Genomic DNA, 14,274 nt, shown 5'->3' with positions numbered 1-14,274 from the left:
GGCCTGACACGCGACCCACTGCCCCCTATGATGCAGTCACCCATACACTCTCAACACCTGTGAGCCGCCATGCCTCGAGTCTCCCGCAAACAAGCCGAACTCAACCGCGAGATCATCGTCGAAGCCGCCACGCGACTGTTTCGCGAGCGCGGCCTGCACGGGATCAGCGTCGTCGATGTGATGGGCGCGGCTGGCCTGACCCATGGCGGGTTCTACGGTCATTTCGACTCCAAGGAAGCGCTGGCGAAAGAGGCCTGCACACGGGCGTTCACCCAGTCGATGGAACGCTGGAAGCAGAAAATCGACGACAACAATGACAGCGTCTCAGCCCGCACGAGCATCATCGCGCCCTACCTGTCGGCGGCCAATCGCGACAATCCGGGCGAAAGCTGCCCGGTCACGGCGTTTGCCGGCGACATGTGCCATGAAACCGCCGAAAGCGGTTTGCACCAGACCTACACTCAAGGGCTGGAAGCCATGCTGCAGATGCTCACCCCCTTGATGGGTTCAGATCAGCCCGAAGCCAATCGCCAACAAGCCTTGGTGGATTATGCGTTGATGGTCGGCGCGCTGACATTGGCTCGCGCCACACGCGGGGACGGGTTGTCCGATGAGATTCTTGACGCCGCCCGCCATTTTCTGACCTCGCAAGGTGAATCAGTCTGATCATCGGCGTGTGCAATCCCCGGTCGTTGCTAAACTCCTCTGGAATCAGCAATCTGAAGCAACATTCGAGATCCGACATTCAATACCCACAGGAGCCCAGCATGCCTGCAACCGTTCTGGTACTGGTTGAAACCATCAACGATTACTTGCCGATTCTCGAACATCAGGGCTTTCACCTGATTCTGGCCCCGACGCCGGCCGAGCGCGCCGCCGCCATCACACGGCATGGCCCTCAGATTGATGCGGTGCTGACCCGCGGCCCCCTGGGTTTGTACGCCGATGAAATCGCTGCCCTGCCCAACCTCAAGATCATCTGCGTGATCGGCGCCGGTTACGAACACGTCGACCTGCAAGCCGCCGCCAATCGGGACATCACCGTCACCAATGGCGCCGGCGTCAACGCCTCGTCAGTGGCTGACCATGCCATGGCGATGTTGCTGGCGCTGGTTCGCGACATTCCCCGTTGCGACGCCGCTGTACGCCGCGGCGAGTGGCCGAAGATCATGCGCCCTTCCCTGGCCGGCAAACGCCTGGGGATCCTCGGCCTCGGCGCGGTCGGCATGGCGATCGCCAAACGCGCCGCCGCCGGCTTCGACATGACCGTGAGTTACCACAACCGCCAGCATCGCAGCGACGTCCCTTATACCTTCTGCTCGACGCCGACCGAACTGGCACGTGCTTCGGACTTTTTGATCATCGCCACGCCCGGCGGCCTGGGCACCAAACACCTGATCAACAAACACGTCCTCGACGCCCTGGGCCCCAAGGGGTTCGTCGTGAACATCGCCCGCGCCTCGGTGATCGCCACGGCAGACCTGGTCAGTGCGCTTGAGCAACGACGCATTGCCGGCGCCGCACTGGATGTGTTCGATGCCGAACCTCACGTGCCGGATGCACTCAAGGCGCTGACCAACGTGATCCTGACGCCGCATGTCGCAGGGTTGTCCCCGGAGGCCACGCAAGGCACCGTGGAACTGGTGGGGCGCAACCTGGTGGCATTCTTCTCCGGCAGTCCCGTGTTGACGCCCATTGCCCTGCCGGCCTCACCGAGCAACGTTGTGCCCTGAGGGTCATTCAAACAGGTGTATCAAAAGCAATGATTGCCCGGCAACACGCTCACCTATAAGGGCCGTTCGTGGTTGTGGGTGCCGGGTGCGCGCATTAGATTAGCCAATAATCGCAGGCCTCCAGAATAAGCAGAAGGGATAAGCATGGCGCTTACTGACCAGTCCACCCGTATCCGCACCGGCGAAGAACTCGATGCCAGCCTGATCGATCCGTACCTCAAGGCCCACATTCCGGGCTTGAGTGGCTTGCCTAAGATCAGCCAGTTTCCAGGCGGTGCGTCGAACCTGACCTACCTGCTGGAATACCCGGAGCAGGAGTTCGTCCTGCGTCGGCCGCCGTTTGGCCACAAAGCCAAGTCCGCACACGACATGGGCCGTGAATTTCGCATCCTCAACCAGCTGCGCGACGGTTTTCCGTATTGCCCCAAAGCCTACGTGCACTGCACCGACGAATCGGTGATCGGCGCCGAGTTCTACGTGATGGAACGGGTCAACGGGATCATCCTGCGCTCGGAACTGCCGCCGGAACTGGGCCTGGACTCGGCGCAAACCGAAGTCCTGTGCAAAAGCTTCATCGACAAGTTCGTTGAACTGCATCGTGTCGACTACAAGGCCTATGGCCTGGGCGACCTCGGCAAGCCCGAAGGTTATGTGGCGCGGCAGATCAAGGGCTGGAGCGATCGCTACGAAAAAGCCCTGACCCCGGACGCGCCGAAGTGGGAAGCGGTCAAGGCCTGGCTCAACGACAAGATGCCGGCCGATCACCCGACCTCCAGCATCGTCCACAACGACTACCGCTTTGACAACGTGATCCTCGACCCGAACAACCCGATGCAAATCATCGGCGTGCTCGACTGGGAACTCACCACCCTCGGCGACCCGCTGATGGACCTCGGTAACACCCTCGCCTACTGGATCGAAGCCGCAGACCCGGCGCCGGTGCAACTGATGCGTCGCCAGCCGAGCCACGCCCCGGGCATGTTGACCCGCCGCGAATTCGTCGATTACTACGCCGAACGCTCCGGCATCCAGATCGACAACTTCGACTTCTACTACACCTACGGTCTGTTCCGCCTGGCCGGCATCGTGCAGCAGATCTACTACCGCTTCTTCCACGGTCAGACCCAGGACAAACGCTTCGCGCAGTTCATTCACATGAACAAACTGCTGGAGCAGATGAGCCTGCAAGTCATCCAGAAATCCAGCCTCTGATCGCGGTTCCAACTACATTCCTGGCCCTAATAACAAGGAAACCTCATGTCCAAGACTCAGTTGTTCGACCTCGACGGCAAAATCGCCTTCGTCTCCGGCGCCAGCCGCGGCATTGGTGAGGCCATCGCCAAACTGTTGGCCCAGCAAGGCGCCCACGTCATCGTCTCGAGCCGCAAGCTCGACGGCTGCCAACACGTGGCCGACGCGATCATCGCCGCCGGCGGCAAAGCCACCGCTGTCGCTTGCCACATCGGTGAGATGGAACAGATCAGCCAGGTTTTCGCCGGTATCAAGGAACAGTTCGGGCGCCTGGACATCCTGGTCAACAACGCCGCGACCAACCCACAGTTCTGCAACGTACTGGACACCGACCTCAGCGCCTTCCAGAAGACCGTCGACGTCAACATCCGCGGCTACTTCTTCATGTCGGTCGAAGCCGGCAAACTGATGCGCGAAAACGGCGGTGGCAGCATCATCAACGTCGCGTCGATCAATGGCATCTCGCCGGGCATCTTCCAGGGCATCTACTCGGTGACCAAGGCCGCCGTGATCAACATGACCAAGGTGTTCGCCAAGGAATGCGCGCAGTTCGGCATCCGCTGCAACGCCCTGCTGCCTGGCCTGACCGACACCAAGTTCGCGTCGGCATTGGTGAAGAACGACGCGATCTTGAAGACCGCGTTGCAGCAGATTCCGCTCAAGCGTGTGGCGGATCCAAGTGAGATGGCCGGTGCGGTGCTTTATCTCGCCAGCGATGCGTCGAGCTACACGACTGGGGTTTCGTTGAATGTGGATGGCGGGTTCTTGTCCTGATTCACGGCTCAGATGAACAAAAGACAGCCTCAAGGCTGCCTTATGCCGTGCAAGTTCCGGCTCACTCTTTACGCAACAGCACCCTCGTCACACGCCGCTCTTCGACCTCGACAACGGTCATGCTCCACTCCTGCCAATTGAGCTTGTCTCCAATGATCGGCAGACGATCCAGCAAGCTCATGACCAACCCAGCGAGCGTCTGATAGTCATCAGTCGCTTTAGCCTGGAAGCCAATGTGTTCGCGAATCTGGCTGAGATTCAGCGCACCGCTGACGAGGAAACCGCCAGCCTCGGCAACGATGTTCGGACCTTCAATTTCACTGGCGTCCGGCAGCTCACCCGCGATGGATTCGAGGATGTCGGTCATGGTCAGAATACCCATGAAGTCACCAAATTCGTTCACCACGAACGCGATGTGAGTCGACTCTTTGCGCATCTGTTCCAGTGCGTTGAGAATCGTGAAGCTGTCCAGCAAGTTGATGGCCTGGCGGGCAATGGTTTCCAGGTTGGGCTGGTTACCTGCCAACAACTCTTTGAGCAGCTCCTTCTTGTGGACGAAGCCCAAAGGCTCATCAACGCGTCCCTCCCGGATCAGCGGCAACCTGGAGTACGGCGAGTGCATCAGCAGGGTGCGGATTTCTTCTGGCGAGTCGGCCAGGTCAATGTGGTCGATTTGCGCACGAGGGGTCATGACGCCGCGTATCGGGCGTTCCGCCAACTGCAGCACGCCACTGATCATGACGCGTTCCCGTCGATGGAAAACCTGCTCGGCCTCTGCGCCGGACAGCATGTCAGCGATTTCCTCGCCGAATTCATCGGCCCCCAACTTGTGGCCGCCCAGCAAACGCAAAACGGCATGCGCGGTACGCTCACGCATAGGGCGATGACCTTGCACGCTCTTCTTGCGGCGTGAGCGAGCCACCTGATTGAACAGTTCGATCAGGATCGAGAAGCCGATCGCTGCGTAGAGATAGCCTTTCGGAATGTGGAAGCCAAGGCCCTCAGCGGTGAGGCTGAAGCCGATCATCATCAAGAAGCCCAGGCAGAGCATGATGACGGTTGGGTGCCCGTTGACGAAGTTGGTCAATGGCTTGCTCGCGATGATCATCAAGCCGATGGAGAAAACCACAGCGATCATCATGACCGACAAGTGTTCCACCATGCCCACGGCAGTGATCACAGCATCCAGCGAGAAGACAGCATCCAGCACCACAATTTGCGCAACGATAGGCCAGAACATCGCATAGGCCGCATTGCCTGCACGTTGTGTCACATGCCCTTCAAGTCGCTCATGCAATTCCATGGTGGCCTTGAACAACAAGAACACACCACCGAAGAGCATGATCAAATCCCGGCCCGAGAACGTTTTGTCGAAGACCTCGAACAAAGGTTCGGTCAGGGTGACCATCCAGGAGATGCTGGCCAGCAAGCCAAGACGCATCAACAACGCAAGGGACAGCCCGATGACACGCGCACGATCCCGCTGCTCTGGCGGTAGCTTGTCAGCCAGGATGGCGATGAACACAAGGTTATCGATGCCGAGCACCAGCTCCAGCACGATCAGGGTCAGCAGGCCAAGCCATGCCGTGGGATCAGCAATCCATTCCATGGGAATTATTCAGTCTCTCGTAGAGTGGGGGCGAATGAGTGAATGACAGGAACACACGAACGCCTGCTCGACGGAGCGGATTTGATGTTCTGGGCACGGTCAGTCCTGGAGAAGGACATCGCTGAGCAATGTGCAGCCGGGATTTCGAGGTTTATCGATATTAGAAAACGAGACCTGCGCCGAATAGCGGAGACCGAATTGAAACAGGGTGTGGATTGAAAATAGCGACTGGGAGGCTCCAGGAGGGTGTTCATATAGACCTGAAAGAAATTGGGGATGAGATCCTACAATGTTTCGGAGCGCCTCATACGAGACTAGTTATTTCAGAATCTGACAGAGCGGCAGTATAGATCGGGAATGGCGGCGCACCGAATCCCCTCCCAGCGACTCGCCCCCCCTCCGGCCAGCACCTCTTCCTGACCGCATAGCGCTGTGGTCATTTCGCAGATTCGTCGTACAGACCGATAACGAATTATTATTCCACTAATTGCATATTAGGAATTTATATTCCATAAATAGCCTTCCCAACAACAAAAAATCCCAAAAGGCCCCCGCGATGCGCGAACTCGGTATCGGACTCATCGGCACAGGTTTCATGGGCCGTGCCCACGCCCTGGCCTTTCGCAACGTCAGCGCGGTGTTCGAGCTCCCGCTGAAGCTCAAACTGGCCGCCCTCGCCGACGCCGATCCACACCGCGCACGGCACTGCGCCGACGCTTGGGGTTTTGAAACCGCTCACACCGACTGGCAACAGCTGATCGACGACCCCAAGGTCAATCTGGTCGCCATTACCACGCCTAATCACCTCCACTACCCCATGGCCATGGCCGCCCTCGCGGCTGGCAAAGCGGTGTATTGCGAGAAGCCTCTGGCGGTGAATCTGCAGCAAGCCCACGCCATGCGTCAGGCCGCCAAAGCCGCCGGCGTCGTGACGCGGGTGGGTTACAACTATCAGCACAACCCGATGATCGGGCTGGCCCGGGAGCTGATCGACAACGGCAAACTGGGGCAGATCATCAGTTTTCAGGGGGAGTTCAGCGAAGACTTCATGGCCGATCCTGCTTCGCCGTGGTCGTGGCGCTGCGATGCCGATCACGCGGGTGGCGCGCTGGCGGATCTGGGCAGTCATTTGCTGGCGATGGCGCGCTATCTGGTGGGCGATGTCGAGTCGGTGTGCGCCGACGCTCAAACCGTGCACCGTCAGCGTCCTGCGACGGCTGGCAGCCAGGAGCAACGGCACATTGCAGTCGACGATCAGGTTCACGCGCTGTTGCGATTTGCCAACGACGCATGCGGTACGTTCAGCAGCAGTTGGCTCAAGCATGGCTACAAGAACCACCTGAGTTTCGAAATCAGCGGCACTGAAGGCACGCTGGCGTTCGACCAGGAACGCTTGAACGAGCTGCGGCTGTATCGCGCCGGCCAAGACGGTTTTCAGCGTTTGCTCGCTGGGCCGAACCTGCCGGGTTACGCGGCGTTCAGCCCGGCGGCGGGTCATCAGTTGGGATACAACGAACTCAAGACGCTGGAAGTACATGACTTGGTGATGGCGCTGGCCGGCCTTTCCCAGGGGGGGACTGACTTTGAGCAAGCGTGGGAAGTGGAACGTCTGGCGACGGCGATACGGTTGGCGGCAAGCGAGTCACGCTGGGTCAGGATCGAGGACGTTTGAGGCTCAGGCGCCATGACTTTCGGCACCAGTGATGGTGCCGTGTCACTGCGCATTCAACGCGATGAACAAAGCAACGACGCTGCCGCTCAGCTTACTGAGTGACGCAACGAGTCAGCGTCGTTTGCCGGGTCACTTCCTCGGTCACTCTCGCGTCGCCCATCACATCGGTTTGTTCAGTGGTTTCGCACGTGCGCTCCGGAACAGGCGGTGGAGCGGCGGGCGGTGGAGGTGGCGGACTGGCACAACCGCTGAGAATCGCTACGCAGAAGGCGAGCGACAGAGGCAAAAAAGCACGTTTCCCAAGACTGTTCATAAGCTGTCCCGCGATAAGTCATCGACACTTTCCGCGACCCGACACGCCTACCGCGAAGCCGCGGATTGGTCACAGAAAACAATACCCTCGCATTTCTTATAGCCTAGTCAGCCGCCAATGCCAGCAAGTAAGCCACTTAGCTCCTCTTCAACGCGGAAAACGACAGCTACGAAACCGGGTCCTGCCGCCGATGCAAACTGTTGCTCTCAAGCTCGTAACGCAGCTCCTCAATCAACGACGCGACCGCCTCCGGGCTCCTGAGGTGGGCGACACTCAAACCACTGACCACCAGATCCACCTGTCCCGACACCGGGTGATACAGTTTAACCGTCACCGAGTTGTCACCCGAGACGCTGCAATCACAAGCCAGCGGGGAAAAGTGCTGTTCCAGTTGCGCGCGCAATTGCGTCAGATAAATCATTGCGATTCACCCATGGGCCGGCTGACCCCGTCGACTGAAAACCTGTTGAAGTGGCCAAGCATGCGGCTGTTCCTTAAGCTGTTTCATAGAGGACGCGATACCGACGAAAGCCCGTATCGCACCCTTACAGATTAGGAATTGCCGCGACCCGCCAGAACATCCATTTGCACTGTCTCACCTAGTGCATTTGCACCTTAACGCTGACCTTTGGGCCGCCACTCGCTGGAGAACAAACCGCGCTCTCGCGCCCACACAATCGCCTCGCTGCGGCTGTGCACATCCAGCTTGGAATAAACCGTCGACACATGATTGCGCACCGTGTTCGGCGCCAGTTTCAGGCGAGCCGCGATTTCCTTGTCCGCCAGGCCTTCACAGATCAGCCCAAGGACATCCCGCTCCCGGGCGGTCAGGTCGGTGAAGGACACGCTGGGCAACTGCGGCGAGTTGATGTTCTTCACGTTGGCGAGTTTTTCGATGAGGGTGCGGGTGAACCAGGAGGCGTCTTTCATCACTTCCTCGATCGCCGCCACCAGCTCCAGCTCGGTGCGTTTACGTTCGGTGATGTTCATCAACACCAGCAGGTAGCAAGGGTTGTCCTGAATGTTGACGGTGTCGGCCGATACCGTGCAGTCAATCAAGGTCGAGTCTTTCCTGCGGATTCTGACGTCGACCCGATCAAGGCTTCCGGCCTTCTCCAGCGCCGCAAACAGCCGGGTGCGTGCGCTCTTGTCATCGATAAAGTCGAGCTCTGCAACGGTTTTGCCGAGCACTTCTTCACTGGGATACGCAAGGGTATCCAGGAAGGCTTCATTGACGTCAATCACCACTTGATTCTGCGCATCGCAGACCAGCGTCGGCACCGGCGTCAGGCGAAACGCCTTGGCAAATCGCTCCTCGCTCTGGCGCAGGGCCACCTCGGCCTTGTGCCGCGGCTCCATGTCGACGAAGGAAAACAACATGCAGTCTTCCTCGTTGAACTCCAGCGGTTGACCGGCGACGATCACCTGCTTGCAGCCGCCTTCACGCAATTTCAGCTCGGCCTGCATTTGCGGGATCGTGGCGTGCTCGCGCAGACGCTCGATCGCCAGGTCTCTGTTTTCGACCCCGTCCAGAATGTCCAGCTCATAGGTCGACGCACCGATTACCTGATCACGGGCATAGCCGGTCATTTCCAGGAAGCCCGCATTGACCTTGATGTAACGCAAATCGCTGAGACGACAGATCACCGCCGGTGCCGGATTGGCGTTGAAGGTCTTTTCGAAACGCTGCTCGGCGCTGGCCCATTCCGTGACATCGTCCATGATCAACACCAGCGACTCAGGCTCGCCAGCGCTGTCGGTGAGCACCATGCTGCGCACGTTGTGAACCCAGGTGCGCTCTTCATCGTCGGTCGGTGTCACCTCAACCAGCACATCGGCGAACGTCTCGCCCTTGGCGACGCGGCTGAGCGGGTAGTTTTCCGGCGGCACCGGGTGATTATTGCGATAGCGCAAGGCAAAGCGTTTGGCGTATTCCCTGGCATTGACGCCCAACTCGCTGGTCCGACTGACGCCATGCATGGCCAACGCCGCTTCATTGGCCCACAGAATGGTCTGATCGAGTTCCAGCAGAATCACCCCATCGGACAAACCGGCGATGATCTGCTGCAACTGACGGCGATTGGTTTCGGTGGTCAGGACGTCCTGGCTCATTGGATCTCCACGGTTGCGGCGGCGCAGTGAGGCGCCGCCCTGTGAAGATTACGACCGCAGGGGGGTGGGATAGTGCGAAGCACCTGAAGCTGCATTAGCTGCGTGGCTGTTGTGAATTCAGGCTATGCGGTGTTTCAGGTAAACCGCGGTCACAGGTTTTACGACGGCTGCGCCGCCGAACGCAGCCTCGCAAGCTCGACAGCTGCTACAGCGACCGGGCGAGTCGTTCGGCGAGGGCTTTGGCCTGGCTGGCCACATCAGTGACGGCCGTGCTTTCCCACCACATGCCGCGCAACGGCGGGCCCATGGCGAACAGGCGTTGGGCGACCTGTCCGTCGGCGTCCAGCACGGCGCCATCAACCGCCGCCGCAATCCCCAACGCCAACGGCCCCGGGCGAATCAGCCCGCGCGCCAGCAGTTGCTGCGGCAGCGGCCGGGCCACCCGGCGCCAGTCGTATTCGATACCGCTGGAATTGATCAACGCCGCGCCGCTGACCACCGTGGTTTCAACCTCGCCACGACGGCGGATGCGGATGCTCACCTGCCCTTCGAGCGTCGATTCCAGCCCTTTGAACGATGCCGCCTGAATCCTCAACCGTCCTTCCTTGTGCAGCCGTGCCACCAGTTCGGCACTCAACGGTGGCGAGCGGTGATGATGGCTTTCCCACCAGGGCCGCACATGCCGCACAAACTGTCGGCGCTGCACGTCCGTCGCCTGATTCCACAACCGGCCTATATGCGCCCGCACGGTATCGAGCGGCGCCTGCCAGTCGATGCCTTGAGCGAGGGCGTCCCGGCAATGCCGGCGCAGTTCGCGAACCAGCTGACAGGGCGTGCGAATGCTCTGATCCTCGGCGAGAAAATCCACCCAGGCCGGCGGTTGCCGGCGCACGTGCGGCAGCAAGCCGTGACGGGAAAACACTTCGATCGGCCCGCGATGCCCGGCCTGCTCCAGCGACACCACGGCATCGACCATGGTCAGGCCCGAACCGATGATCAACACCGTCGACTGCGGGTCCAGCCGGCGCATGGCCGCGACATCCCACGGATCCAGCGCCGCGGCGTTCAAGCCGCTGGACTCGGTCTGCGGCGTGCGCGCAGCGGGAAACATCCCCGTGGCCAGCACCGTGTAAGCGCCTTGCAGTCGTTGCCCGTCACTCAGGGTCAGCAGCACCGAGTCGTCACGGGGTTGCAGATCAACCACCTCGGCCTGCACATGCTCGACCCTCGAACCCTTCACCGCCCCCACCGCTTGCGCCTCTGCCAGGCGCTGCTGCACGTACACCCCGAACAGGCCCCGGGGCGGGAACAACTCGCTGACTGGCACATGTTGCTGATCGGACTCCGGCCAGCCACCCGCCGCGATGTGCCCGGTGAGCCATTGGGTCAGGTCATCGGCGTTGTCCGGGTCGACGCTCATGCGTGCGGCATTGCCGTTGAGCGTATGGCCCAGCTCGACCGCGCTGTACGCCTCGCCTCGGCCGAGTTCGGCGCGCGGCTCGATCACCAGCACTGAACGCTGGCCAGGCAATCGCAACAACTGCGCGGCCAGCATCGCGCCGCTGAGGCCGCCGCCTACGATCAGGATGTCCGCGTGGCGGATGGCGTCGGTCGCCTGTCCGCGTTGGGTTTGAGTCATGGCGTTCTCACTGGTCAATGTTTGCCTGAATAGAAATCGTGCAGATGGGCGACAATCCCCAAAATCTCCTGGACGATAATAGGCGCCAAACCCATCGATGGTTCATCGAACAGTACCAAAGTAGGACACGCCATCAACGCGGCTGACTTGCAGGATGGAGTCGGTCGAGCTCATGCGATGTCCCGTTTGAATTCGTTGAGCCAGGTGGGCGCGGACCGAGTGTCCGGGGTGCGTGTGGCTTGCCAGATGAAATGCAGGTTGTGGAAACCCAGCAGACGGCGAACGCGGTTTTTGATCAGGCGTTGCAGCGGTTTTTGCGGGTGGGCGATGGCCCAGTCGCAGAGGCGTCGACGCCAGGTGCCTTGGGGGGCCAGACGACTGTCAATCTCGGTGGCCAGCCGTTGCAGGCCTTCGGCGGACAGCAGCAACCCCGATGGCGCGACTTCGCGGCGATCCCGGCTGGCGCTGCCGGGGCTTTCGGGAAAGGCCAGGGAGTGGCCGCTGTTGAGCCATTGTTCAAGCACGACGGTCAGGCCGTCCTGCCACTGCGTGCCCTCCTCGCTCCACAACTGCGCGCCTTGTGCACGGCGATTCAGGCGTTGCGGGGGCTCTGCAGGGCCGAGCAGTGCGACGAAATCCAGCAGTCTCTGGCCGTGGTTGAGCCAGAGTTGCTGCGCCTGCCGCCCCTGCACGAAGGCATGGGTCGGACGGCTGCGCCACAGCGCTTTGTGCAGCGTTTCGGCGTCGAGGTGGTCCGGCAATGTCAGCAACTCGCCGCCGACGTGTTGAGCAGCAAGTGCCAGCAGCAACAGATCGGGTTCGAAGGCACCGCTGAGTGCCAGCCGCGAGTCGTCGGTGAAACCTTGCTGACGCAAGCCGTCGGCCAACCGCTCGACATCGCGCAAGACGTCGATCCAGCGCCAGACAAACCACTGACCGTGACGCTTGTGACGCAACGCCGGCTGCAACGGGCTGACCTGCGCCCAGTGGCGCAGCTGTTCCAAAGCCTTGGGCAAATCGACCCGCCACTGGGCGGTATCCGCGACTGGCGGACGCTTGAGTTCGTGCACGCTCATGGGTTTGACCTCCTGTTCATGGGCAAAAGCGTGCGGTGGTCCGCCGGGCCGAAGGATTAACGCAATTTCCAAAACACCACAAATCCCCTGTGGGAGCGGGCTTGCCCGCGAAGGCGGTGGATCAGGCAACATCGCTGCTGGATGCACCGGCCTCTTCGCGGGCAAGCCACGCTCCCACAGGTTTCGTGTTGCCAGCGATATTTGTGGACGACACAAAACCCTGTGGGAGCGTGGCTTGCCCGCGATGGCGTCTAGGCAGGCACCGCTTTTTTCTCCTGCTGCCGCAACCCCGCCAGGTCCCGGTATCCACTCCCCGGGTGAATCTCCGGCAAGCGCGCACCCTCGCCAAACAACTTCTCGCGCAACGTCCCCGGCGCGTATTCGGTTTTGTAGACCCCGCGTTTCTGCAACTCCGGCACCAGCAATTCCACGGCGTCGATGAAGGTTTCGTGGGTCAACGCATACGCGAGGTTGAACCCGTCCACGTCGGTCTCCTCGACCCACTCCTGCAGCAAATCGGCAACCGTCTCTGGGCTGCCGACAAACAACGGACCAAACCCGCCGATGCCGACCCAATCCGCCAGCTCGTTAGGCGTCCACACCTTGTTCGGATCCGCCGTCGAAAACGCTTCCACCGCCGATTGAATGGCATTGGTGTGCACATGCTTAAGTGGCTCATCCGGTTTGAACTGGCTGAAATCGATCCCCGTCCAGCCAGAAACCAACGCCATCGCCCCTTCGTAACTGACCCAGGTTTTGTACTCTTCAAACTTGGCTTTGGCCTTGGCGTCGGTCTCGCCGAGGATCACGGTTTGCAGGTTGAAGATCAGGATCTTCGACGGATCACGCCCGGCCTCGGCGGCGCGACGGCGGATGTCGGCCACGGTTTTCTTCAACAACACTTTCGACGGCGCGGCGACAAACACGCACTCGGCATGTTCGGCAGCAAACTGTTTGCCGCGACTCGATGCACCCGCCTGATAAAGCACCGGGGTACGTTGCGGCGAGGGTTCGCAGAGGTGAATTCCCGGCACCTGGAAGTGTTTCCCAACATGCCTGATCTCATGGATTTTGCTCGGATCACTGAAAATCCGTCGCTCGCGGTCGCGCAGGATCGCGCCCTCTTCCCAACTGCCTTCCCAGAGCTTGTAGCAAACCTCCAGGTATTCTTCGGCGAAGTCATAACGGGCGTCGTGTTCGGTCTGGGCTTTCTGTCCGAGGTTCTTCGCACCGCTTTCCAGATACGAGGTGACGATGTTCCAGCCCGCGCGGCCCTTGGTCAGGTGATCCAGCGTCGACAAGCGCCGGGCGAATGGATACGGATGCTCGAAGGACAACGACGCCGTCAGGCCGAACCCCAAATGCTCGGTGACCAGTGCCATTGGCGGGATCAATTGCAGCGGATCGTTGACCGGCACCTGCGCCGCCTGACGAATCGCCGCATCACCGTTGCCGTTATAGACGTCGTAGATGCCCAGTACATCGGCAATGAACAAGCCATCAAACTTGCCGCGCTCGAGGATCTTTGCCAGATCGGTCCAGTATTCGAGGTCCTTGTACTGCCACGAGCGATCCCGAGGATGCGCCCACAGACCGGGCGATTGGTGGCCGACGCAGTTCATGTCGAAGGCGTTGAGACGGATTTCACGGGCCATCAAACAGCGCTCCTGAAGCTTGGGGGATGGAGGCCGTTGAGGCGAAAGTTACCGATAAGGTGGAGTTTCCAGCGCAGCGGATCGTGCAAAGAGCCGTGCAATGCAGTGCGTTGGCCGGTGAGTTCGAATTCGGCGTTGCTGACCGCGTTGAGTGCGTCGGCGCTGGCCAGGTGCGATTCGGCGATGGCGACGCTGATTTCCGTATCGTCTTCGCTGCTGTTCAGGAAGTCTTCGGCGCGTTCGAGCAGTGCGGCGGCGACTTCGATGCGGATGTGCAGATCGCCGAAACGGGCGATGACGTAAGGATCATCCGTGGGTTGTTTTTGCTGGCGAACAAACCGCAGGGTCGCGTCGAGCAGGCTGCGGGCGTTGTGCAAGTCATGCTGACTCTTGGCCAGGAACTGACCGGCGATAATCGGTTGAGTTAGGGCATTCATGGT

General features: G+C 60.4%; 12 protein-coding genes and 1 pseudogene. 5 read left to right on the top strand and 8 right to left on the bottom strand.

The features are described 5' to 3' along the window. Positions 1–69 precede the first annotated feature (69 nt). The 4 genes from ACIQV9_RS01350 (at position 70) to ACIQV9_RS01335 (ending at position 3,758) form a co-directional block, all read left to right on the top strand. Entirely contained in the window at positions 70–666 is a 597-nt protein-coding gene (locus tag ACIQV9_RS01350) for a TetR/AcrR family transcriptional regulator (RefSeq protein ID WP_403097154.1), read from the top strand. Positions 667–767: 101 nt separating this feature from the next. Then, positions 768–1,733 carry a 2-hydroxyacid dehydrogenase gene (locus ACIQV9_RS01345; RefSeq protein WP_403097150.1) on the top strand — a complete coding sequence of 322 codons (966 nt, stop codon included), beginning with the start codon at positions 768–770 and terminating at the stop codon, positions 1,731–1,733. A gap of 144 nt (positions 1,734–1,877) precedes the next feature. Next, a complete protein-coding gene (locus ACIQV9_RS01340) occupies positions 1,878–2,945 on the top strand; it encodes a phosphotransferase family protein (RefSeq protein WP_403097146.1) in 1,068 nt (355 codons plus the stop codon). 45 nt (positions 2,946–2,990) lie between these two features. Further along, on the top strand, positions 2,991–3,758 hold the full coding sequence (locus ACIQV9_RS01335; protein ID WP_219093920.1) for an SDR family oxidoreductase: 768 nt from the start codon (positions 2,991–2,993) through the stop codon (positions 3,756–3,758). Between the two features lie 61 nt (positions 3,759–3,819). Here the strand turns inward: ACIQV9_RS01335 and ACIQV9_RS01330 are convergent, their stop codons facing one another. After that, positions 3,820–5,367 (bottom strand): TerC family protein, encoded by a 1,548-nt coding sequence (locus ACIQV9_RS01330; RefSeq protein ID WP_403097142.1) that lies wholly within the window; start codon positions 5,365–5,367, stop codon positions 3,820–3,822. Between the two features lie 556 nt (positions 5,368–5,923). On the opposite strand from ACIQV9_RS01330, the gene ACIQV9_RS01325 reads away from it, so the two are divergent. Further along, on the top strand, positions 5,924–7,039 hold the full coding sequence (locus ACIQV9_RS01325; RefSeq protein WP_403097140.1) for a Gfo/Idh/MocA family protein: 1,116 nt from the start codon (positions 5,924–5,926) through the stop codon (positions 7,037–7,039). A 479-nt stretch (positions 7,040–7,518) separates the two neighbouring features. Here ACIQV9_RS01325 and ACIQV9_RS01320 read toward each other — a convergent pair whose 3' ends face one another. From ACIQV9_RS01320 to ACIQV9_RS01290, 7 genes and pseudogenes are all read right to left on the bottom strand, one after another. Then, complete coding sequence (locus ACIQV9_RS01320; protein ID WP_403097137.1) at positions 7,519–7,773, bottom strand: DUF1652 domain-containing protein; 255 nt, start codon at positions 7,771–7,773, stop codon at positions 7,519–7,521. Positions 7,774–7,967: 194 nt separating this feature from the next. Next, entirely contained in the window at positions 7,968–9,464 is a 1,497-nt protein-coding gene (locus ACIQV9_RS01315; protein WP_403097134.1) for a PAS domain S-box protein, read from the bottom strand. Between the two features lie 205 nt (positions 9,465–9,669). After that, positions 9,670–11,103, bottom strand: a complete 1,434-nt coding sequence (locus tag ACIQV9_RS01310; RefSeq protein WP_403097132.1) for an FAD/NAD(P)-binding protein — start codon at positions 11,101–11,103, stop codon at positions 9,670–9,672. 38 nt (positions 11,104–11,141) lie between these two features. Then, positions 11,142–11,243: pseudogene (locus tag ACIQV9_RS01305) on the bottom strand (ABC transporter ATP-binding protein); the annotation flags it as partial. Between the two features lie 30 nt (positions 11,244–11,273). Further along, positions 11,274–12,179, bottom strand: a complete 906-nt coding sequence (locus tag ACIQV9_RS01300; RefSeq protein WP_403097130.1) for an AMP-binding protein — start codon at positions 12,177–12,179, stop codon at positions 11,274–11,276. 251 nt (positions 12,180–12,430) lie between these two features. After that, positions 12,431–13,834, bottom strand: a complete 1,404-nt coding sequence (locus ACIQV9_RS01295) for an LLM class flavin-dependent oxidoreductase (RefSeq protein WP_403097128.1) — start codon at positions 13,832–13,834, stop codon at positions 12,431–12,433. After that, complete coding sequence (locus ACIQV9_RS01290) at positions 13,834–14,271, bottom strand: acyl-CoA dehydrogenase (protein WP_403097125.1); 438 nt, start codon at positions 14,269–14,271, stop codon at positions 13,834–13,836. The genes ACIQV9_RS01295 and ACIQV9_RS01290 overlap by 1 nt, the downstream gene beginning before the upstream one ends. Positions 14,272–14,274: the final 3 nt, after the last annotated feature.

Source organism: Pseudomonas sp. NPDC099000, assembly GCF_044759925.1.
GTDB lineage: Bacteria > Pseudomonadota > Gammaproteobacteria > Pseudomonadales > Pseudomonadaceae > Aquipseudomonas.
The sequence above is the reverse complement of the archived record's forward strand: the minus strand, read 5'-3'. Positions and strand labels throughout refer to the sequence as shown.